The organism is Bifidobacterium polysaccharolyticum, from assembly GCF_016101585.1.
GTDB classification, from domain to species: Bacteria; Actinomycetota; Actinomycetes; order Actinomycetales; family Bifidobacteriaceae; genus Bombiscardovia; species Bombiscardovia polysaccharolytica.
On record NZ_JACFQG010000004.1, the window covers coordinates 1 to 22,403 of the forward strand.

Sequence of the window (22,403 nt, forward strand, 5' to 3'; positions counted from 1 at the left end):
GCGCATCCGCCCATGGCATATGGGGCAATGCCTGGCCCTCTTCGATCTGGTTCTCATTCCCCAATCGAACAGGAACGGGCACCCCAGCAAGACCCCTATTAACAACCCGACCTATTAACAACCACCCAACACGCTTACAGCCACAAGGCCAAACCCCCAACATAAACAACACGTTTAGTTCCTATAGCCCGGACATTGCATATACGATGTGCTTGTCTTTAAAAGCAAAAATGGCTCCAAGGCCATCAGCCTTAGAACCATTACCAGCTCGTGCGCCAGACAGGATTCGAACCTGCAACCTGCTGATCCGTAGTCAGCTGCTCTAATCCGTTGGGCTACTGGCGCATGTCATCTTGACGAGGAACTCGTTTTTGACAACTCATTTATACTACCGCAACTGTGGATTCTGTCCAGTCTGGAGTGTCGCGCGGGAAGAGTGAACCACAGGATTCAGGCCGACTGTGACCAAGACAACCAGAGCAAATATTCAACGTTGCCGTGGGCTCCGGTTATGGGCGATGGCATGGTAGCTCGGACAGCAAATCCATGCTCGCGCGCACAGGCCAAGACCCGCTCCAAACCCTCTTGCCTGCTGTCCTCGTCCGTCACAATGCCATGATGACCCAGCAGGCTACGTCCGACCTCAAACTGGGGCTTGACCAGCAGCAGGCAGTTAGCAACAGGCGCCAGCAAGGCAGGCAGGACTGGAATGACATAAGTCAGCGAGATAAAAGACACATCCGAGACCACATAGTCCGGACGATAAGGCAGGTCCCCCGTCCGGACTTCGCGTATGTTGACACCACTCATGTCGATCACCTTAGGATCAGCGGCAATCCTTTTCAGCAGCTGTCCGTGGCCCACATCAAGGGCGATAACTCGCCGTGCGCCATGCCTGAGCAGAACATCGGTGAAACCGCCCGTAGATGCCCCGATATCGAGGCAGAGCCTGTCACGCGGACCACGCATCCCCTGCGCAGCAAAAGCCGTCAGGGCGCCCTCCAGCTTCAACGCTCCCCGTGAGGCATAGTCATCGCCCGGGTCCAGAAGAATCACATCGCCTGGCTGGACGCTCTGAGCAGGTTTTGATACCAGATGATCGTTGACCATAACCCGGTCCTGACGAATCAGCGCCTGGGCTCTGGCTCGTGAATCCGTCAGCCCCTGTGCAGGCAGGATGCGGTCAAGCCGGTCGCGGGTGAGAGCCACGGTTCTTCGCACACCGGCCCAAGCGCTGACGACCATGTCCTCATCGTTCACTTGCCCTCCCGGTTTAGGTCCTGCTGGAGCCCCGTCAGCACCTTGCCGAGCAGCTCAACCTGTTGGGCATCGTCCAGATTGTCCAATTGAACCAAATCAGGAAAACGCTCCAAAAGAGGGGCCATGGCTTGCTTATCCATGGGCTCTTCAGGTGCTGACCCAGTCGTATCCTCATCATCTGCCTGTGAGGACCGTCTAGAAGGCTCATGCTCTACAGGCTGCTCAGTCTGGCCGGACTGCTCATGTAGCACGTAGTGATTTGATTCCTGGGATGATCCACTCGCTCCAAGCTGTCCAGACTTGACCTCTTCCGACATGGCCGCTATGCCCCTACAATGAAGGCGGGCAGATCCAGCGAGTCCATGTCCCCGCCGCAATCCTGGTACTCCCATAGTGCACAGGCGCAGGCTCGAACAGCATCCAGATCAGATAGGGGATCGCCGCCACCCTCAAGAGCGCGCAAGGTGACATGCCCGTTATCATCTACTTTTGCTGTTTGACCGCCGCAGTGCCAGGTCTGGTCTGCCTCCTTACTGGGCTGGGGTTGTGGCATAGTCAGACCACGCAGGTCTTCAGCCAAATAGGTCGGCCGCAACTTGGCAGGTGCAGTCAGAATGGCGGGGGTTCGGGCCACGCCTGTCAGGACGACCATGGAGTCGTACCCGCCCCTGTTAGCTGCCTCGATGTCGGTGTCCAGACGATCACCTACAGGCAGGCATTGGTCAACGTCCAAGTTCTTCTCCTGGCTATCGGCCAACAGCTGTCGAGCCTCGTCGTACATGGCCGATTCCGGCTTGCCGGCCGAGTCCTCCGGCTGCTTGCCAGTAGCCAGAATCACCGGTTGGAGCATGGCTCCATTGCCTGGTGCCATACCACCTTCGCGGGGCAGGGTCTGATCCTTGTTGGTAGTGAAGTAACGTGCACCGTTTTCTATGGCAAAGGCAGCCCGGGCCAGGTCCTGCCAACTCAACTCGGGATACCAAGCCTGGATGACGGCCTCTGGCTGATCTGCAGCCTTGTATACAGGCACCATCCCATTGAGGCGGATCTGATCTCGTAGATGATCGGATCCAATGACCAGTACCCTGGCGCCATCCTGCAGGTGTCGGCGCAGCATTCGTGCCGCAACGACGGCAGAGGTGATGACCTGGCCATCGTCCAAGGTCAAACCGAAACCGCGCAGTTGATCAGCCACCACATGCGGGAACCGGGATGCATTGTTGGTGGTGTAAGCCATGCGCATGCCAAGCATCTGAGCACGGTCAATGCCCTCGGCCGCATACTCTACAGGGTCAGCGCCCCGGTAGACCACCCCGTCCAAGTCCAGTAGAGCCAGACGGTAGGTTTTTGCCGGAGCGTCATCAGTCCCTTTGAGAAAGACGGTCACTATTCAGCCCTGTCTTCATCAGATGTACCGGGCTCCTTGACCTGCTCATCCCTGACCTGCTCATTTTGATCATCGATAGTGTCTGCATCGGATCCTGCATCCTGAACAGTCGCGTCACCGCCATCAGCAGCTTCGCCAGTAACAGTTGTGTCAGCTTCGCTACCGTTCTGGTCGCTTTGAGAACCTTCGTCCGAAGTTTCTGCATCAAGATGAGAAGGCTCTCCCCCGATTTGCTCCACGTCATCTGACGATTTCTGGATTTCGGATTCCGGCATTTCGGCTGAACAGGCTAAGTCAGACGAACCAGTTGAATCAACTTTATCGGATGTATCAGCTGAATTAGATGATTCAGTCGAATCAATTGGATCACCTGTGTCAGTTGAGTCCGCTGAATCGTTCGAAGCTACCGATTCGGGAAATTCCTCACCCTTACTGTCATCAGCACCCTGATCAGACGCATCAGTGGCATCAGACTCGGCATCTTCATTCTCATCCTCATCCGAGTCGTTCTCACCGCCATCCGGGTCAATGGAGAGATCCTCCATCATGGCCGGATCCAGGTGCTCCAGGTCGTAGTCGATCAGGATCTCCTCGGTTTGCACGTCCTTCTGGCCATCCTCGTCCTCATCCTCGTCGGCATACTCCGCTTCCAGTCGATCCAGCAGGGGTTCCAACTCCAGAGCCTCCTGGCTGCGACCAGCCTGTTCAAGGAAGTTCTGCTCTGCCTGCACGGCACGCATCCGGTAGTCGCCGCTGAGCCCGCGGGCCTTGACCAGGGCCTGAACGGTCTCGATAGCCTTGTCCCACAAGCCCAGATCACCCAGCGCTCCGGCATAAACCAGGAACATCTCCGCCTTGGACTCGCCCTGCAGCTGGCTGCCCTCCTCGGAGGTAGCCTCCTCAATGGCCTTGCGGGGATTGCCCAAACCACGTTCGCAGTCTGCGATGAAGGGCAGGTAATCAGAGTAGCCGTTCATACGGTGTGCGGTACGGAACTCCTTCAAGGCCAGCTTGTAGTCGCCTTGACGGTAGGCGACCAAGGCCAGGGTCTCCCGGGCAAGATCAATCCTGGAAGCCTGTCGTGCAGCCCATTTGGCATGTGCCAGGGCCCCCTGGGGATCGGTCTCCTCCAGCGCGTAGGCGGCCAGGATGTGCAGACCGATGTTCTCCGCGTGCTCCTTACTCAGTCCACGCAGGCGCAGGCGGTCATCCTTGGAGAGCATGGACCATTCCAGCCCCTTGGGCATCTTGGGCTCGCCGGGCCGACGGTCCGTATAGGGGTTCTGCGAGGGGTAGGAGATGGTCCCGTCTGAGTTGCGGCGAGCACGGTCATAGCCATTCTGGCGGTCACGCTGATAGGACCCGCGGCGGTCGTCATGGCGATGATCGTTACGACGACGGTCATCACGGCCATGCTGGCCCTGATACCTGTCGCCACGGGAACGGTCGCCCCGATAGCCGCCTTGACGACGGTCATCACGGGAGCGGTCGCCATAGGAGCGGTTGCCGTAGGGACGATCCCCATGTGAACGGTCATGACGTGGACGGTCATCACGGGAGCGGTTGTTCCAGGGGCGATCCCCACCGGACCGCTCATCCTGCCGACGATCAAACCTCCGGTCGTCATCCCGACGGTGGTCCCCGTGGAAGCCCTGGCTACGATCACGGTCACGGTCATGCCGCTGGTAGCCGCGCCCGGAACGACGATCGCCGCCATACCCCGACCGACCGCGATCGTTGTCACGATCACGATGCCCATATCCGCCATTCCCGTTGGCATGGAAGTCGCGACGTGGACGGTCGCCATCCTGCCGACGGCCGTGGCGGTCACGGTCGGAATCCCTGCGGAAGCCGCCGTGACCATCCTGACGGTCATGTCTGTATCCGCGATTGTCGCGGTCGAACCGGTCGTGTCCGCGTCCGCGGAAGGGCCTTTGGCCATTCCTGTTCTCGGAACGACGCTCTTCGCCGCCCTCGCCGTCATGGTTGTGGAAGTTGCCGGAACGGTGACCTCCCGAACGATAGCCTCCGGAGCGGTATCCACCCGAATGCGAACCGCCCTTGTGGAAGCCCGAAGAGCGACGGCCGCCCGGGCGCGAACCGCCCCGGCCCCGTCCGCGATCGCCACGGGAATGATTGTGTTCTTCTGCCATCAGTGTCCTTAATTCCTACGTTCCTACTTGCCGGCCCGACGCTCAAGCGCGCCCAGGGCCTTCTTTCCTCTGCGAACCAGGGCGAAGCGCCCATGCAGAAAGTCTTTGTTCCCCAATACCTGATCCGGATCCTCGACCCGCTGGTTATTCAGATAGAAGCCACCCGATGCCACAGTCTTACGAGCCTCGGAGACTGAACGGAAGAGTCCGGCCGCAACCCCGGCCTCCACCAGACGCTGGCCCTCGCTGGCTGCGGGCAGAGCACGCCCGCCTTGACCATCATCGACCTTGAGCCCGTCCAGAGCAGAATCCAGCACATCCTCGTCCAGCTCCTCCAGGGTCTTGCCACGACCGAAGAGGGCACCAGAGGCATCAATGGCCCCCTGAGCGGCATGCTCGCCGTGCACATAGGAGGTCACCTGCCAGGCCAGGACCTTCTGGGCCTCGCGAGCGCCCGGATCCTGGGCGGTCTTCTCCTCCAGACGCTCAATCTCGGCCTTGGGCAGGAAGGTGAAGGTCTTCAGCAGCTTGACCACCTGGTCGTCAGGCTGGTTGAACCAGAACTGGTAGAAGCGGTAGGGGCTGAACATGGTGGGATCCAGCCAGACTGCATTGCCCTCCGACTTGCCGAACTTTTTGCCCTGGGAGTCGGTGATCAACGGGCTGGTCATGACGTTGACAGAGGCATTGCGCACCTTGCGAATCAGGTCCAGGCCGCTGGTCAGGTTCCCCCACTGGTCGCTGCCGCCCAGCTGCAGACTGCATCCGTAGCGATCGAAGAGCTCCAGGAAATCGTTGCCCTGAAGCACCTGGTAACTGAACTCGGTAAAGGAGATGCCTTCGTCGGAGTCCAGACGGCGGGCCACCGTGTCCTTGGCCAGCATGGTGCCCATGCGGAAGTTCTTGCCCACATCGCGCAGGAAGTCGATGGTGCTCATGGACCCGGTCCACTCGTAGTTGTTGACGAACCGGACGGGGTTGTCCCCCTCGGTATCCAGGAAACGACCGATTTGGCCACGAAGGCGCTCGGTCCACTCGGCCACGGTCTGCTTGGGATTCAGGGTGCGCTCCCCCGACTGACGAGGGTCACCAATCAGCCCGGTGGCCCCGCCCACAACGGCGATGGGATGCAGACCGGCCGCCTGCAGATGGCGCATGTTGAGCAGCTGGACCAGATTGCCCACGTGCAGTGAGGGGGCAGTAGGGTCAAATCCGCAATAATAGGTCACCGAGGGGTCGGCCAGCACCTTCCTGAGCTCGGACTCGTCCGTGCACTGGGCAATGAGACCGCGCCACTTGAGTTCGTCGAAAAGCGAGTCGAAACCCGCCTGCCTGAAATCGGTGACCTGCGACATGAGAGGCTACTCCCTATCGAATATTTGATGAATGTATGCTAAACCCTACTATTCTTGCAACAGATACCGACACGGCAGACCCGCAGACCGCCGCAAACAAGGCCTGACCAAGCCGGACTGATTATTCATTGCCAATCAGCCGCTGTTGATTGACTATTGACCGCTAACCGTCTCGCTAAGGCAGAACGACCAGCGGGAACTTCTCAGAGCAATCGTTGCATTCAAATCAGGAATGCGCATTCACGGACAACTGATCAATTAAGTCTTGGGGAATATGGTCGACCACACAGGCAGCCATGCGCCGGTAACCTTCTATCCCCGGATGGAAGTGATCGATGCCCCAGAAGTCGGGTCGGTCAGTGCCGACATCGTCGCGGGTAGCATCCACGAAGGGCACCGAAGCCTCTTGACAGACCTGACGGCTGGTCTGCGTCTGGCGGGCTATCCGACGCTCCACCTCGGCCCTGAGCGCCCGGCCCAGGGCAGGATCCCGATAGAGCTGACCGGAGCTGAGGACCAGCACCTGGCGGCCCTTATTTTTAGCCAGCTCGATGCTGGCTGCCAGGTCATCCCGCCACTGCTCATCGGTGCGGTTGGCCATGATGTCGTTGGAACCTGCACACAGGACGAGCAGATCAGAATGGTCCTGCAAGGCAGGAAGAAACCGGTAGCGGACCCTGCGGATGGTGGCCCCCAGCCGACCCTGGGTCGACCAGGAGACCGGACGCCCCAGCCGAGTGGCCAGGCATGCGGCTATGTCAGGGACGAAGCCCTGACTCTGGTCCTTTACCCCGCAGCCGACCGCCATGGAGTCGCCCACCACCAGCATGGTCAGCGGCTCCAGGTCACGGCCTTGGTCCGGAGGCGAACACAGCCCGCAGCGTGAGCCAGGCGGCTCTTTTGCCAGAGTGATGTGCTCCTTGGCCCACCAAGCCTGGACCAGTGCCACCGGATTCATGTCCGCCGCCTTTCGCCGTTTGCCGTCCCTCTTGGGGAATTGCCGTTCGGAATTTTAACGCGAACACCGGCCTGGCGGAAACCAGAAAACTCACCTGGGCGGACGGTAGGCAGGCCCATCAGACTGCGAGTCAGCGAAGGTCTTCAGCTCCTCCAACGTATGTGCAGCCTGGTCCATCTGCTCCTTTACCCTCTCCGGCGCAGTGCCCCCCTGGCCCTGGCGAGCACGCACGGCTCCCCCGGCGGTCAGGACTGAACGGACCTTCGGGGCTTGATCGGCAGGTACCCAGTCAGCGAAGACCCTGACGAAATCGTCATCATCCAAGTCAGCCAGCTCGCAACCACGACCCTCGGCCAGCTTGACGCAGGCCCCGGAGAGTTCGTGGGCATGCCGGAAGGGCACCCCCTGTCTGACCAGCCACTCGGCCAAGTCGGTGGCCAGAGCAAATCCTGTGGGGGCTTGCTCCTCCAGGCGATCCTTGTTGAAGGTCAAAGTGGCGACCATGCCGGCAAAGGCGGGCAGCAGGACTTCCAAAGTGTCCACCTGGTCGAAGACCGCCTCCTTGTCCTCCTGCAGGTCGCGCGCATAAGCTGTCGGCAGCCCCTTGAGAGTGGTCAGCAGACCAGCCAAATCCCCGACCAGCCGACCGGCCTTGCCGCGAGCCAGCTCAGCCACGTCCGGATTCTTCTTTTGAGGCATGATGGAGGACCCGGTCGAGTAGCCGTCGTCCAGGCGGACAAAGGCGAACTCCTGGGTGTTCCAGATGATGATCTCCTCGGCCAGCCGGGACAGATCCACGCCGATCATGGCAGCGACAAAGGCGAACTCGGCCACCACATCCCTTGCTGCAGTCCCATCGATGGAGTTGGCACAGACCCGGCTAAAGCCCAAATCCCGTGCCACTGGTAGTGGGTCCAGACCCAGGGTGGTGCCGGCGAGCGCGCCGGATCCATATGGACTGGCATCGGCACGCTGGTCCCAGTCCCTCAGGCGTTCCAGGTCACGGATAAGAGGCCAGACATGGGCCATGAGCTGGTGGGACAGCAGGACAGGCTGAGCGTGCTGCATGTGTGTGCGGCCAGGCATGACCGTAGTTCCCGCCGCACGGGCCTGATCCATTAGAGCCTGTGCCGTGCGCAGCAGATTCTTGGCCAGCACCCGGGCGTGACGGCGCAGCCAGATCCGAATAAGGGTGGCGATCTGATCGTTGCGCGAGCGCCCGGCCCGCAGCTTGCCGCCCAGCTGATCCCCCGCTATGTCAATCAGGCCCCGCTCCAATGCTGTGGCCTCATCCTCATCGCCAGGTTCAGGGGCGAAGGCGCCGGAATCCACCTGGTCCTGGAGCTCATCCAGGGCCTTATCCATGCGTGCCAGTTCGTCATCATCCAGCAACCCAACACGGTTGAGAGCCCGAGCGTGAGCCCGGGAACCGGCCAGGTCGTCATCGGCCAGTCGCCAATCAAACTGGGTGGACCGGCTCAGCTCGACCAGCGCCGGTGAGGGACCTCCGCTGAAGCGCCCGCCCCAGAGAGCCATGGGCTTGTCGCCGGTGCTCACTGCTCTTGTCCGTCCTGCGCGATGCCGTTGCCGAAGCGCATATCACGGGCGGCGGCCACCTTGTCGGCCAGGCCATAGATGGCGATGAACCCGTTGGAGGCGTTCTGGTCGAAGCTGTCGCCGGACTCGTAGGTGGCCAGGCTGTAGTCGTAGAGGGAGCTGTCGGAGTGCCGACCAGTGACCACGGCCCGTCCCCCGTGCATGACCATGCGGATGCGGCCGGAGACATAGCGCTGGGTCTCCTCGATGAAGGCGTTCAGCGAGCGGACGGCCGGCGAATACCACTGGGCATCGTAGACCAGCTCGCCCCAGCGCTTGTCGATGTCGCGCTTGATCCGGTGCTGTTCGCGCTCCAGACAGCAGTTCTCCAGCTCCTGGTGGGCGGTGATCAGGGCCACGGCGCCAGGAGCCTCATAGAGCTCGCGGGACTTGATGCCCACCAACCTGTCCTCGATCAGATCCACGCGTCCGATCCCCTGGGCTCCGGCGCGCCGGTTCATCTCTTCGATGGCCTCCAGAGGGGTGACGGCCCTGCCGTCGATGCGCACGGGGATGCCCTGCTCGAAGTCGATGGTCACCTCATCCTCGACCGGCGGGAAGGCAGGATCGTCGGTGTAGGAGTAGACATCCTTGGTGGGCCCATTCCAGGGATCCTCCAGGTAACCGGTCTCGATGGCCCGCCCCCAGACATTTTGGTCGATGGAATAGGGGCTCTCCTCGGTCTGCTCGATGGGCAGATGGTGCTCCTTGGCGTAGGCGATCTCCACATCCCGCATCAGTCCCAGGTCTCGGATTGGGCTGATGGCCTTCAGCGAAGGGTCGATGGACATGATGGAGACCTCGAAACGGACCTGGTCGTTGCCCTTGCCGGTGCAACCGTGGGCTATGGTGTCGGCACCGTACTGGTGGGCCGCCTGAACCAGATGCTTGGTGATCAGCGGCCTTGAGATGGCTGATACCAGCGGGTAGACGCCCTCGTACATGGCATTGGCCTTGAGCGCCAGCATGCAGTAGTCCCTGGCGAACTCGTCCCGGGCATCCACCACGACGGACTCGACTGCCCCGCAGTCCAAGGCACGCTGGCGGATGGTCTGCAGACGCTCCCCGCCCTGCCCCACATCCAGGGAGACGGCCACCACATCCTTGCCAGTGCGCTCCTTGAGGTAGGGAATGGACACCGAGGTGTCCAGGCCGCCCGAGTAGGCCAGCACGATGCGATTGTTTTCGGTCATGGCGATCCTCTTTCCTTCTAATTTCACACTTTTAGATATTCAGTTCGTACTTTCAGTGATCATCGGGCCTTGGCATCCTCCTGGCCGGAGACGATGGTCATCAGCCAGTCGGCCCGGGATGAAGCCGATTCATCGTCTGCAGCGATGATCAGAATCGTGTCGTCCCCAGCTATGGTGCCTAGGATTCCATTGATGGGCTGGCGGTCCAGTGCGGAAGCTGCATACTGGGCGGCGCCGGCCGGGGTTCTGACCACCAGCAGGTTGCGGGCCCTGGCCACTGAGGTGATCAGCCCGGTCAGAATCTTGGCCAGGTAAGCATCGGTCTTGTTCTCCCCTTCGACCTCAGGCCCCTCGGCGGCAGCGGCCTCCATGGCCTGCTGATCGGTGGTGGCGGGAATCCAGTAGGCCATGCTCCCGTCTGCATACCGGAGCTTGGTGGCATGCAGGTCGTCCAGATCCCGGCTCAGGGTGGCCTGGGTCACTTCGATGCCCTGCTCTGCCAGCAAGGCCGACAGCTGCTGCTGGGAATTGACCCGATGCCGGTTCAGGGCCTGGCGGATGGCATCCAGCCGGGCCACCTTGGTCGTCGGACGCATCAGCACACCCCTTGCAAAAGGGATTCATCACCCCAGGAACGGGCCACCAGCCAGGTCATCAGGGCCTTCTGGGCGTGCAGCCGGTTTTCAGCCTCGTCCCAGACTACGGACTGTGGGCCGTCGATAACCTCGGCCGTAACCTCCCGGCCCCTGTAGGCGGGCAGGCAGTGCTGGAAGAGGGCATCCGGACGGGCATGGGCCATAAGTGCGGCATTGACCTGATAGGGCTGGAAGGGATGGGAGCGAATGGCGTACTGGTCCTCCTCGCCCATGGAGACCCAGGTGTCGGTGAAGACGCAGTCGGCGTCCTCCACAGCCTGAACAGGATCCGTAGTGACCAGAATGGATCCGCCGTTTTCAGCGGCCAAAGTCTGCGCCTGTTCCACCAGGCTCGGATCGGGCAGAAAGCCGTGGGGACCGGCAATCCGCACGTTCATACCGGCTACTGCCCCGCCCAGCAGATAGGAGTTGGCCATGTTGTTGGCTGCGTCTCCCAGATAGGCGATGGTCATGCCAGCCAGGGCGTCGACCCCACCCCGATGCTGTGCCAGGGTTAGGAAGTCGGCCAAAACCTGGCAGGGATGGAAGGAATCGGTCAGCGCGTTGATGACGGGCACGGTGGAATGGGCAGCCATGGTCTCCACCCGATCCTGGCCGAAGGTGCGCCAGACGATGGTGGATGTCATCCGTGTCAGCACGTTGGCGGTGTCCGCCACGGGCTCGCCACGGCCAAGCTGTGAGCCAGAGCTGTCAATGACCATGGGATAGCCGCCCAGCTGGGCCACGCCTACGCAGAAGCTGGTTCTGGTGCGAGTGCTGGGCTTGTCGAAAATGATCGCCACGGCCTGAGGTCCATGGTAAGGCTGGGACAAATAGGGATTGGTCCTGAAGGCCATGCCCAGCCGAAGCACCTCCAGCTGCTCCTCGTGGTTGAGGTCGTCGTCACGCAGCATGTGCCGCAAACCCTTGTTCATCTCTGCCTCCCTATCGCTATGACTACGCACGTCATTGATGGCTGATTTCACTGACCATCCTGCCGCAAGCCCTTCCCGAGACTGACCGGAGCCTTAGACAGGATATCCACGGCCAGGTCGATCTGGTCGGCTTGAATGATCAAAGGCGGAGCCAGACGCAGTGCATCAGGGGCCACTGCATTGACGATCAGCCCATGGCCCAAAGCCCAGGAAGCCAGATCCCCGGCACAGGGAGCACTCAGCTGGACCGCATCCAGCAGCCCCCTGCCTCTGACCTGGTTATAAAGGGGATTCCCGCAATCGGTAAGGCCAGCGCGTAGCCTCTCCCCCATCTGCCGTGCCCGTTCCAGCAGGCCCTCCCGCTGGATGGTCTCCAAGGTGGTCAGTGCCAGGGCCGATCCCAGAGGATTGCCTCCAAAGGTGGATCCGTGCATGCCAGGGGTCAGCAGACCTGATGGCCCAGGACCGAAGGTGATCATCCCGCCCATGGGGAATCCGCCTGCGACCCCCTTGGCGAAGGTGAGCACATCAGGACAGGCTCCCCCGGACAGGCTCTGGTCCTGAAAGGCAAACCAGTGACCGGTCCTGCCCATGCCGGTCTGCACTTCGTCCAAAATCATCAGGGCCCCATGCCGGCTACAGAGCTCACGCACCTGCCGAACGTAGTCAGGATTCAGCGGTAGCACCCCGGCCTCTCCCTGGATGAGCTCCAGGATGACGGCGGCCACCGGCTCTCCTGAGGTCTCCGCCTGTGCAAAGGCCTCCTCTATAGCATCGCCGTCTTCTGCCGGCAGGAAGCCCATACCCGGGACCAGGGGTTGGAAGGGCTCACGGATGGCCGGCTTCCATGTCAGGCTCAAGGAGCCCATGCTACGGCCGTGGAAACTATGGGTCAGAGCCAGGATCCGGCCAGGGTGACCGCCCATGCGAGCACCATGCAGCCGGGCAAGCTTGATGGCCGCCTCATTGGCTTCGGTTCCCGAGTTGGCGAAGAAGACGCGGGATCCCTCCGGGGCCTGAGCCAGGTCCAGCAGCCGTTCGGCCAGCTCGATCTGAGGCTTGGAGGCGAAGAAGTTGCTGATATGGGCCATCTTTCCGGCCTGCTCAGCCAGGGCCTTGTTCCAGGCAGGATGGGCGTAACCCAGGGCGTTGACCGCGATTCCGGCCATCATGTCCAGATAGCGGTTGCCATCCAAATCCCAGATCCAGGCGCCTTGGCCATGGTCCATGACCCTGCCCGGGCGTCCGAAGACCTGCATGTGGACGCGGTCATAGCGGTCTGCCCATTGACTGCTCTGCGGCCCCTGAGGAGTCCTCATTGGCTCAGCAGTTTCGGCAGTGGGCGCATCAGCCTTCATCATGGCTCCTCCTCATGATCATGTCCCGGCCCGGCACGACCACCGTGCCGATGCCGTTGCGGGTGAATATCTCGTTGAGCATGGAATGCGGTCGCCGTCCGTCTATGACGTGTGCCTCGCCCACTCCGGAGCGCACGGCCTGCAGACAGGCCTCCATCTTGGGGCGCATCCCCTCATGCATGTCCTCCAACATATCCTCAAGCCGCTCCACGCCGATGCTGGAGACCAGGGAGTCGGCCTGGGGCCAGTTGGCGTACAGTCCCTCCACATCGGTAAGAATGACCAGTTTCCGGGCCCCCAGAGCTACCGCCAGAGCAGATGCGGCCGCGTCGGCATTCACGTTAAGCACTTGGGTGGGATTCTGCTCATCCGGAGCCACGGAGGAGACAACAGGGATCCGCCCGGCATCAATCAGGTCCTCAACGGCCGAGGCATCCACGCCCACGACCTCGCCTACCAGGCCTAAATCAACCGGTTGGCCGTCCACTATGCCAGTACGGCGGGCCGCACTGAACAGGCCGGCATCCTCCCCTGACAGGCCGACAGCCATGGGACCATGAGCATTGATGGCACCGACCAGATCCCTGCCTACCTGTCCGGTCAGCACCATGCGAACCACCTTCATGGTTTCCGGAGTGGTTACCCGCAGGCCGCCACGAAAGACTGATGGAATCCCCAGGGCCTGAAGCATGTGGGATATCTGCGGACCGCCACCGTGCACCACCACCGGATGCATGCCCACCTGCCTCAGGAAGACCATATCCTGGGCGAAGCACTGGCGCAGATGGTCGTCCACCATGGCATGGCCGCCGTATTTGACTACGATTCGCTGGCCGGCGAACTCCTCCAGCCAGGGCAGGGCCTCGATGAGCACCTGGGCCTTGCGGGCGTCGTCCAAGGCCTTTTCAGCTTCGGCATCCTGCTCGTCATCCGCCATCCTCTTCCCCTTCCTTATGACCATCTTCCGATTGCTGCAGTTCTTGGCACCGCGTCAGATCGGGCTTTCTGTCAGGTGTGGTAGTCGGCATTGATGGTCACGTATTCGTGGGTCAGGTCATCGGTCCATACCGTGGCCCGGCTGTCGCCCTGACCAAGGTCAATATCAATGTGGACCTCGGGCACATGCAGGTCGACCAGCTCCGGGTCCTGTCCGGGACGGCCTCCCTGGCAGACCTTGATGCCGTTGAAACTGACATCCACATGGGCTGGATCATAGGCCGCCGTAGAAACAGGCACAGTACCCAGGGAAGACACCACTCGACCCCAGTTAGGGTCTTCCCCGGCCACAGCGCATTTGAGCAGCGTGGAGCCGGAGACCGCCCGGGCGCAGGCAAGGGCTGCATTCTCGCTCTCGGCACCGTCCACACGGATGCGGATCCGATGCCTGCTGCCCTCGCCGTCGGCCACGATCCGATGAGCTAGATCCGTGCATGCCTGACCGAGCTTTTCCTGGAACTGCTCGGAGTCAGGCCGTACACCAGAGGCCCCGGAGGCCATCAGCAGGACGGTGTCGTTGGTAGACATACACCCGTCCACGTCGATTCGGTTGAAGCTGAGCCGGCAAGCCTCGGATAGGGCTTGACGTGCCTGTTCCGGCTCCAGAATGGCGTCAGTGGTGATTACACAGATCATGGTGGCCAGCTGCGGGGCGATCATCCCGGAACCCTTGACCATGCCCCCCAGCCGCCAGCCAGACCCGTCGACGGCCACTGTCTTGGTGCAGGTGTCGGTGGTCAATATGGCCTTGGCGGCCTCTTCACCAGCCTCCTGACTGGCCGACATCCCCTGGGCAGCTTGGTCAATGCCAGTCAATATGGAATCCAGATGAAGCAGATGACCGATAATCCCGGTGGAGCAGACAGCGACCCGATTGGCCGGCAGGCCCAGTATCTCTCCTGTCCGCTCCGCCATGGCTCTGGCCTGGTCCAGGCCCTCAGGACCAGTACAGGCGTTGGCATTACCAGAGTTGATGACCACGGCTCCGGCACGGCCTTCTTCAAGGATCCTGCTGGTCCAGATAACCGGAGCGGCCCGGAAACGGTTGGGCGTGAAGACCCCCACAGCCGTGTCCATGGGTCCGCTGTTGACGACCAGGGCCAGATTGCGGCGCTGTGAGCCTCCCGGACGGTGGGCGATGGCGGTGCCGGTCCGGAAGCCTGCAGGGTAGGTGATGCTCATGGTGCCACTCCTATAGTTGTCAGTCCGGTCTCCTCAGGTAGGCCCAAGGCCAGATTTACGGCCTGAAGTGCCTGGCCTGCGGTGCCCCGGGTCAGGTTGTCGATGGCTGCAAAAGCGTAGAGGCGGTCAGCGCGCTGGTCCACAGCTACCTGGACCTGGGCCCGGTTGGAGCCGTACACATCGGCCGTGGAGGGAAGCCTGCCCTCGGGGAGCAGATCGACAAACTGCTCCCCGGCATAGACCTCTTTCCAGATTTCGCGAACATCAGACACCCCCATGCTCCGTCCACGCGTGCTCAGCTTGGCTGAGACCACTGCCAGAATCCCCCTCGACATGGGGACCAGTATAGGGGTCAGCCCCATGCGGATGGGTTGTTTCCCAAGACCCCCTATGCTCGGGTTCGCAGCTGCGGCCTTACGCAGATTTTGCAGAATCTCAGGGATATGCCGGTGGGTGCCTCCGACCGAGTAGGGATGGGCTGAATTGATGGCCTGGGCTGCCAGCAGATCCATTCTGCCGCCTGAGCGTCCGGCGCCCGAGTAGCCGACCGCCAGGTCAGCAACCAGATCATCGGTCTGCACCAGTCCGGCGGCTAAAGCAGGTTGGAAGGCCAGAGTGACTGCCGTGACATTGCAGCCAGGACCAGCGATCCGCCGAGTCTGTCCAAGCAGCTGACGCTGGCGACCGCCACCCGGATTGAGCAGCTCAGGCATCCCGTAGGTCCACGGGCTTGAGAAAGGCCCGCCGTAGTAGTCTTGCCAGTCGCCAGGATCCTCCAGCCGGTGATCAGCACCCAGGTCGACCATCAGCGATTGCGGATCCAGCTGCTCTGCCAAGGGACCCGAAGCCCCGTGAGGCAGTGCCAGAACCACCAGATCGTGGCCGGCCAAGATCTTTGGATCGGTATCCTGAATCTGCAGCGAGGCTATCGACTCCGGAAGGTTGGGCGAGAACTCCCCCAGCAACCGGCCAGCGGAGCCATGACCGGTGACCGTGCATACCTGAAAGGCTGGATGGGCCGCCAATAGACGGATCATCTCCGAGCCGGCATACCCCGAAGCTCCCGCTACAGCCACCGTGTATTGCCGCATGAGTGCTCCCTTCATCGGGCACCATCATACATACTCATGCAGTAAAACGCATATTTATGCAATTCGGCGTGTCGCTATATATCTGCTCTAGCTGTGCAACACTTTCAACTATGCGAAGGGGTCATAACCGGAGTCTCTGTTGCGGATATATTCCATTTGCCTGCTGGCCTTTTCCGCAGCCTCGGACCCGCACGCCTCCTCTACAAAGGCCAAGGCCATATCGATGCCGGCCGAGATACCCGAAGATGTACGAAACTTGCCATCGACCACCCAGCGCGCATCCTTGATCCAGTCCACACGCTTCCCTGTGCTGACGACCCAGTCAAAGGCCAAGTCATTTGAGGTCGCACGCCGACCGTCGAGCACACCAGCGGCAGCCAAGAGAGCCGAGCCTGTGCAGACCGTCATTACCTGCGGCGACCTGGCGGCCAAGCTTGCCAGCTGCCCTGTCCATTGGTCGTCCCCAACCAGAGTTCGAGTACCGGACCCGCCGGGTATCAGCAGAACCCCTTGGGAATTGATATCTTCTGGCCCTACAGTTTCGACCCTGACACCGCCCTCACCGACTTTCATGCCGGGCCCGTCAAGAGAGAAAAGCCGCACTCGGGCGCCATCAGTATTGATGAAAACCTCAAAGGGGCCAAAAACATCCAAGGGTTCAAACCCGTCGAATACGACGATATTAATATCCAAACCCATCTGATTGAACATCCCCCTCGTAGATCTCTATATCTCAAGGCTGACAGCATATGCACAAACATGAATTCCGGCTAATGCAAATGCATAATCGCATCCAGAAGGAGCCAGCGCCTTGAGTTTTCAGGCACTGACGCCACCTGAGCCGGATCCGCCGCCGCCCGTCGAGGGCGATGGCATCATCTGCTGGTAGAAATCATTCAGGGAGATGCCGTTGACCAGCAGCCAGATCCAGGCAAGCGTGAAAAGCAGGTTGATGATCAGGGCAGCCATAGCCAATCCATAGCCCTTCATATGCAGTCGGCGGGTCCGATACATGGAAACGCCACCCAGCAGAGCGGGAATCACAGGCATGGGCAAGAAGAGGGCCATAAGGAAGGCGATGATGGCGCAGGGATCCCAGTGACCGTAGACCGGATTTTGGGAGGGGTCGTTCAGATCGGGTAGGCCCTGTGGAGGCCAGACCGGAGCGCCTGGACTGGCCTGAGGATTCCCGGGATTTCCGCCGCGTCCTGGGGCCGGCTGCCCCGCCATGGGCATAGGCCGGTTGGCGGGGTTGCCTTGTGACGAATCGGATTCCTTGGCCTTAGGTTCGGGGTCTGGGCGACCGTATATGTACGGATTCCACCCTGGATAACGATCGGCGCGTGCGCCGTACAAGGGCTGGTCGCCTCCATCATGATCCTGGCGGTCAGGTCCACCGGCTGTGCCCTGTTCTTGAGAATCCGTCATGCCCCTCGGCCCCCTTGTGATGCCCGGTCAAGCGCGCAGTACGGCACCCAGACCCGCAGTCTTGTCAACGATGGCCTGACGCAGGGATTCGCTGTCCTCGGACGTCAAGGTGCGGTCCGGGGCGCGGAAGGTGACTGCGAAGGCCAGTGATTTTGCATGCTCACCGATCTGATCGCCAGTGAAAACGTCGAACAGCTCGATGGATTCAAGACTAGACCCAGCCGCTTCTCTGATGGCGGAAGTCAGATCAGCTGCCGAGACCGTGTCCGGCACAGTGAAGGCCAGATCCTGACGGACCGGCGGGAAGGTAGAGACCGGCTTGGCCTGCAGGGGTGTGTAGTCCAGGTGGTCCAGCACCATGTCCAGGCTCAGCTCGAAAGCGGCAGAATGGGCAGGGAAACCCAGAGCCTGATCAACCCGAGGATGCAGCTCGCCCACCATGCCGACGAGCGTGCCGTCATCCAGGACCAGCCTGGCGGTGCGGCCCGGATGCCACTGGTCAGGCACCTGCTCGGCTGAGGGTTGCTCCAGCCGATAATCGGCACCCAGCCTGTCCAAAACCCGGCGAGCCGATTCGACTGCATCGGTCCAGTCCACATCCCTGCTGTCCTTAAGCCAGCCGTCTTCCTGGGCCCGGCCTGTCAGCAAGGCCGCCACATGCAGCCGTTGCTCTGGCAGACCCTGGTCCAGGCGGGCCAAATCTTCGTCGCTGGGCCGCACGCCGCCCGGAAGTGTAGGCACCGCAGGAGCCTTGGGATCGCGACGGAAGACATAACCGATCTCGAAGAGACGCACATCAGTGTTGCCACGTCGCAGGTTGCGCTCCACGGTGTTGGCCAGCGGCAGCAGCAGGCTCTGCCTCAGATAGGGCCTATCAGCGGCCATGGGGTTGGCCAGCTCCACGCTGTTGATATGGACCTCATCAGGATCCATGCCGAAGGCCTTGAAATCATTGTCACCAACAAATGGATAGTCCAGAACCTCGGTCAGCCCATACTCGGCCAGGGTGTCAGCCACCCAACGGCGACGCTGCTGGCGATCGGTCAGACCAATTGCTCCGGAAACCTTGGGTGATGGCACGGTGACGGGGATACGGTCGTAGCCCACCAGGCGGGCCACCTCTTCGACCAGGTCGCAGCCCTCGCCCAGGTCGGGCCTCCAGGTTGGCGGAGTCACGGACAGCCGGTCCTGAGGATCGCCTTGGACCGTGCAGCCTATGTCGCGCAGAATGGCCACAATGCGCTGGGGTTCCACATCCAGTCCAGTCAGCCTGGCCACCTCGCTGACAGCAAAGTCGATGACTGACATGGGCTTGGTCTGGTTCATATCCAGCGGAGCATCCAGGTCCTGGCCACCGGCAAGGCGATGCAGCAGGTCAGCGGCCATAGCCGCGGCAGCCGGCTGCATCTGCGGATCGACCCCGCGCTCAAAGCGCTTGGAAGCCTCGGAGGGCAGCTTGTGGCGACGTGCGGTCCTGGCGATGGTCACCTGGTCGAAGTGGGCGGACTCAATCAGAATATTCCGCGTCTGATCGGTCACCTCTCCATACAGACCGCCCATGACTCCGGCCAGACCCAAGATACGGGATCCCTCTTGCCCCTCGGGCGAGTCGGTAATGAGCAGATCCTCGGTGCTGAGCTCGCGATCCTTGCCATCCAGAGTGGTCAGGTGCTCACCCTGCCTGGCCCTACGGACTACGATGGGCCCACTGAGCTTGTCCAGATCATAGGCGTGCAGGGGCTGGCCCAGATCCAGCATGACATAGTTGGTGATGTCCACCGGCAGACTGATGGAGCGCATGCCGGCACGTACCAACCGCCGACGCATCCAGCTGGGAGTGGCCGCCTTGGGGTCGCAGCCGGTCAAGGCACGCAGGTAGTACCGATCACAGCCTGGCTGACCGTGAATAGGGTTCTCGTCCTGAATGCGCACGGCCAGCGGAGCCTGATCCTCCTGAGCTGCAGAGGCCGGCACTGTCTTGTTCAGCTCAATCACCGGATCCGTGTACTCAGCACCCGTGGAGTGGTGGTATTCCCTGGCAACCCCCCGGTAGGAGAAGGCATAGCCGCGGTCGGGTGTGATGTTGATCTCAAGGACAGGCCTGTTCATATGGAGCAGAGCTATGGCATCGTCACCTGGCTTGAGCTGCTCGTACTGCTCGGGGGTGAACCCGTAATTGCGCAGCAGGATGATGCCCTGATGGTCCGAACCCAGCCCCAGCTCACGCTCGGAGGCGCACATGCCGTCCGAGATGTGGCCGTAGGTCTTGCGCGGTTCGATACGGAAGTCCCCAGGCAGGACGGCCCCCGGCAGGGTCACCACCACCTTCTCGCCCGCAGCCATGTTGGGGGCCCCGCAGACGATGCCCCTAGGCACCTTGTGACCCTGGTCGTCCACAGCGTTGTACTGCTCGCCCACATCAACATGGCACCAGTTGATGGTTTTGCCGTTCTTTTGAGGCTCAGGCTCGGCATCCACCACATAACCGACGACGATGGGGCCGGTCACCGTGGACTGATGAATGTCCTCTTCCTCCAGACCGACCCGGACCAGGTCCTTGGCCAGCTGTTCATAGGTCAGATCCTCAGGGACCTGCACATGCTCCTTGAGCCAGTCGATATCTACCATTGGCATCTGACGGTCACTCCCCCATCTCGAACTGCTGGCTGAATCGCACGTCACCTTCGACCAGGTCGTGCATGTCGTTGATGTCGTGACGCAGGAGCAGGGTGCGCTCCATGCCCACGCCGAAGGCGAAGCCTGAGTAGCGCTGCGGATCCACGCCGGCCGACCTCAGAACGTTGGGATTGACCATGCCGCAGCCTCCCCATTCAATCCATCCAGGGCCGCCCTTCTTGTCGGGGAACCAGAGGTCCATCTCGGCGCTGGGTTCGGTGAAGGGGAAGTATGAGGGACGCAGTCTGGTCCGGGCCTCGGGACCGAACATGGCAACGGCGAGCTTGTCCAGGGTGCCCTTGAGGTCGGCCATGGTCAGGTGCTCGTCGACGGCGATGGCCTCGCACTGGTGAAAGACCGGGGTGTGGGTGGCATCCAGTTCATCGGTGCGGAAGACCCTGCCCGTGCAGGCCACATAGAGCGGCACGCCGCGGGTTATCAGGGAACGGGCCTGGTCGGGCGAAGTATGGGTTCGCATGACCATGTTGGAGCCGACGAAACCGGCGGCGTCCCTGGCCTGGCTGCCCTTGACATAGAAGGTGTCCTGCATCTGGCGGGCAGGATGGTCAGGGCCGAAGTTAAGGGCATCGAAGTTGTACCACTCGGCTTCCAGCTCGGGCCCCTGGGCGATGCTCCAACCCATGGAGACGAAGAAGTCCTCCACGTCCTCCATGAGTTTGGAAAGTGGGTGCCGGGCACCCTGCGGATGGCGGTTGACAGGCAGGGTCATATCCACCTGCTCGGCAGCCAGACGGCGGGATTCCTCCTCCTGGCGCAGCTGCCGCTCCTTGAGCCCGTAGGCGCGGCCAAAGTCAGCCTTGAGCTTGCCAGCTAGGCGGCCGGCGGTCTTCTTCTGATCCGCTGGCAGCGTACCGATAATCCGACCGGATCCGGCCAGGGCTGAACCAGTCCCCGCATACCGGGCCTTGATCGCCTTGAGCTCTTCCAGATCAGAGGCCTCGCGAATTCTGCCGATGCCCTCGTTGACCTCGTCGGTCATCGCCGCGGGGTCGAATTCTTCCTGTGCCACCATGGACCTTTCCACTGTTGCCAATGCCGTATCCGGGCCGCAAATCAGCGGAAATCCCGGTCGTTGACGCCTTCACATTCTTTCAATACGACTCGACATGGCCATGGCGTAGAGCAGCACCGCAGCAGAGGTGGCCAGGTTGAGGGATTCAGCCCGCCCGTATATAGGGATGCGGACGATCTGATCCATGGCCTGCAGCAACTCGTTGGGCAGTCCGCGTGCCTCATTGCCGAAGAGCAGGACCATGGGCCGACCCGCCGAGTCTGGTATGGTCAGGGCTCCGCTCGCCATCAGATCGGCCAGGGAGCGGACGGGTTTGTCCGGTGTTCCATAGACATCGGCCGCCACCATGGTCCGACCCTGCCGTCTGCACAGGGCCAGGAAGTCCTCGGTGCCCATGGTCATCAGGGGTATGTGAAAGGCCGAGCCAGCCGTGGAGCGAATGACCTTAGGATTGGTGGGTTCCACGCACTGGTCCACCAGGATGACTGCCTTGCAGCCAGCGGCATCGGCAGTGCGGATCACAGTGCCAGCATTGCCCGGGTCACGAATCTGCCAGAAAGCTGCCACCAGGTCGGGCCCCTCTTTCTTCAGGCGCTGGGGATCCTCGAAGTCCATCGATTGTGTCAGAAATCCGTCCGTACGCGCCTGGGCCACGATCCCCTGTGCATTGCCGCTGATGGCACGCATGACCCTGGCGGAGACGAAATGTCCGTAGCAGTCAGGCAGCTCCCGAGCCTGCTCCATGATGGCGCCCACAGTCTCGTTGAGCGGCCGCGGATGACCGCCCCGGGCTGCAGGAGAGGATTCGTCCGACTGAATATAGAGGTCAGTCAGCAGGTCAGAACGCCAGCGGACCGCCTCGCGCACACTCTGCGGCCCCTCTATGAGGAAGCGGCCATGACGCTGCCGGGCCCGCCGGTCCTGCAGTTCAGCCAGGCGACGAATTCGTTGGGCACGGGGATTGTCGAGAAGGGAATCATCAAAGGGCATGGGCTCAACTCTAGCCCCGACAGTCGAGAGCTCTGCGATCGGACCCCAATCGGCCTACATCTGTGGGAAAGTTCACTGAAAGAAAGGCCTGCGCCCCTTGTGCTCGCCGGACAAGGGGCTAGGGTAAAAGAACTGGTCGGGTCGACCACGTCCGTCATTGGTATGGCGCAGACCGAC

19 protein-coding genes and 1 tRNA gene are annotated in these 22,403 nt (G+C 61.5%); all 20 read right to left on the reverse strand.

What is annotated here, in order from left to right:
* Window positions 1-271 precede the first annotated feature (271 nt).
* A tRNA-Arg gene (locus tag H3T90_RS06905) sits at window positions 272-345 on the reverse strand.
* A gap of 105 nt (window positions 346-450) precedes the next feature.
* Entirely contained in the window at window positions 451-1,245 is a 795-nt protein-coding gene (locus H3T90_RS06910) for a TlyA family RNA methyltransferase (protein ID WP_198230190.1), read from the reverse strand.
* 11 nt (window positions 1,246-1,256) lie between these two features.
* A complete protein-coding gene (locus H3T90_RS06915) occupies window positions 1,257-1,577 on the reverse strand; it encodes a hypothetical protein (protein WP_198230053.1) in 321 nt (106 codons plus the stop codon).
* Window positions 1,578-1,582: 5 nt separating this feature from the next.
* A complete protein-coding gene (locus H3T90_RS06920) occupies window positions 1,583-2,647 on the reverse strand; it encodes an HAD-IIA family hydrolase (RefSeq protein ID WP_198230054.1) in 1,065 nt (354 codons plus the stop codon).
* Complete coding sequence (locus tag H3T90_RS06925) at window positions 2,647-4,800, reverse strand: helicase (protein WP_198230055.1); 2,154 nt, start codon at window positions 4,798-4,800, stop codon at window positions 2,647-2,649. Before H3T90_RS06925 ends, H3T90_RS06920 begins: the two co-directional genes overlap by 1 nt.
* A gap of 23 nt (window positions 4,801-4,823) precedes the next feature.
* The gene (gene tyrS / locus H3T90_RS06930) at window positions 4,824-6,155 is read right to left on the reverse strand and encodes a tyrosine--tRNA ligase (protein ID WP_046323074.1); all 1,332 of its coding nucleotides are present in this window, start codon (window positions 6,153-6,155) and stop codon (window positions 4,824-4,826) included.
* A 226-nt stretch (window positions 6,156-6,381) separates the two neighbouring features.
* Entirely contained in the window at window positions 6,382-7,113 is a 732-nt protein-coding gene (locus H3T90_RS06935; protein WP_198230056.1) for an SGNH/GDSL hydrolase family protein, read from the reverse strand.
* A gap of 90 nt (window positions 7,114-7,203) precedes the next feature.
* Window positions 7,204-8,649, reverse strand: a complete 1,446-nt coding sequence (gene argH / locus H3T90_RS06940) for an argininosuccinate lyase (RefSeq protein ID WP_232350644.1) — start codon at window positions 8,647-8,649, stop codon at window positions 7,204-7,206.
* Between the two features lie 17 nt (window positions 8,650-8,666).
* Window positions 8,667-9,902, reverse strand: coding sequence for an argininosuccinate synthase (locus H3T90_RS06945; RefSeq protein ID WP_121912662.1), 1,236 nt, complete (start codon window positions 9,900-9,902; stop codon window positions 8,667-8,669).
* A gap of 59 nt (window positions 9,903-9,961) precedes the next feature.
* Window positions 9,962-10,498, reverse strand: coding sequence for an arginine repressor (locus H3T90_RS06950; protein ID WP_046323077.1), 537 nt, complete (start codon window positions 10,496-10,498; stop codon window positions 9,962-9,964).
* Entirely contained in the window at window positions 10,498-11,472 is a 975-nt protein-coding gene (gene argF, locus H3T90_RS06955; RefSeq protein ID WP_198230058.1) for an ornithine carbamoyltransferase, read from the reverse strand. The genes H3T90_RS06950 and argF overlap by 1 nt, the downstream gene beginning before the upstream one ends.
* Before the next feature lie 47 nt (window positions 11,473-11,519).
* Window positions 11,520-12,791: an acetylornithine transaminase gene (locus tag H3T90_RS06960; RefSeq protein WP_198230191.1), complete on the reverse strand. Its 1,272-nt coding sequence runs from the start codon at window positions 12,789-12,791 to the stop codon at window positions 11,520-11,522.
* 28 nt (window positions 12,792-12,819) lie between these two features.
* Window positions 12,820-13,767 carry an acetylglutamate kinase gene (gene argB, locus H3T90_RS06965; RefSeq protein WP_198230059.1) on the reverse strand — a complete coding sequence of 316 codons (948 nt, stop codon included), beginning with the start codon at window positions 13,765-13,767 and terminating at the stop codon, window positions 12,820-12,822.
* A gap of 71 nt (window positions 13,768-13,838) precedes the next feature.
* Window positions 13,839-15,008, reverse strand: coding sequence for a bifunctional glutamate N-acetyltransferase/amino-acid acetyltransferase ArgJ (argJ, locus tag H3T90_RS06970; RefSeq protein WP_198230060.1), 1,170 nt, complete (start codon window positions 15,006-15,008; stop codon window positions 13,839-13,841).
* Window positions 15,005-16,099, reverse strand: coding sequence for an N-acetyl-gamma-glutamyl-phosphate reductase (gene argC, locus H3T90_RS06975; protein WP_198230061.1), 1,095 nt, complete (start codon window positions 16,097-16,099; stop codon window positions 15,005-15,007). The genes argJ and argC overlap by 4 nt, the downstream gene beginning before the upstream one ends.
* Window positions 16,100-16,207: 108 nt before the next feature.
* The gene (locus H3T90_RS06980) at window positions 16,208-16,798 is read right to left on the reverse strand and encodes a DJ-1/PfpI family protein (RefSeq protein ID WP_198230062.1); all 591 of its coding nucleotides are present in this window, start codon (window positions 16,796-16,798) and stop codon (window positions 16,208-16,210) included.
* A gap of 120 nt (window positions 16,799-16,918) precedes the next feature.
* Window positions 16,919-17,527: a DUF4190 domain-containing protein gene (locus H3T90_RS06985; RefSeq protein WP_198208359.1), complete on the reverse strand. Its 609-nt coding sequence runs from the start codon at window positions 17,525-17,527 to the stop codon at window positions 16,919-16,921.
* A gap of 27 nt (window positions 17,528-17,554) precedes the next feature.
* Window positions 17,555-20,161, reverse strand: coding sequence for a phenylalanine--tRNA ligase subunit beta (gene pheT, locus H3T90_RS06990; protein ID WP_198230063.1), 2,607 nt, complete (start codon window positions 20,159-20,161; stop codon window positions 17,555-17,557).
* Between the two features lie 7 nt (window positions 20,162-20,168).
* Window positions 20,169-21,236, reverse strand: a complete 1,068-nt coding sequence (gene pheS / locus H3T90_RS06995; RefSeq protein ID WP_110413115.1) for a phenylalanine--tRNA ligase subunit alpha — start codon at window positions 21,234-21,236, stop codon at window positions 20,169-20,171.
* Window positions 21,237-21,305: 69 nt separating this feature from the next.
* Window positions 21,306-22,226 (reverse strand): TrmH family RNA methyltransferase, encoded by a 921-nt coding sequence (locus tag H3T90_RS07000; protein ID WP_198230064.1) that lies wholly within the window; start codon window positions 22,224-22,226, stop codon window positions 21,306-21,308.
* Between the last annotated feature and the right edge of the window lie 177 nt (window positions 22,227-22,403).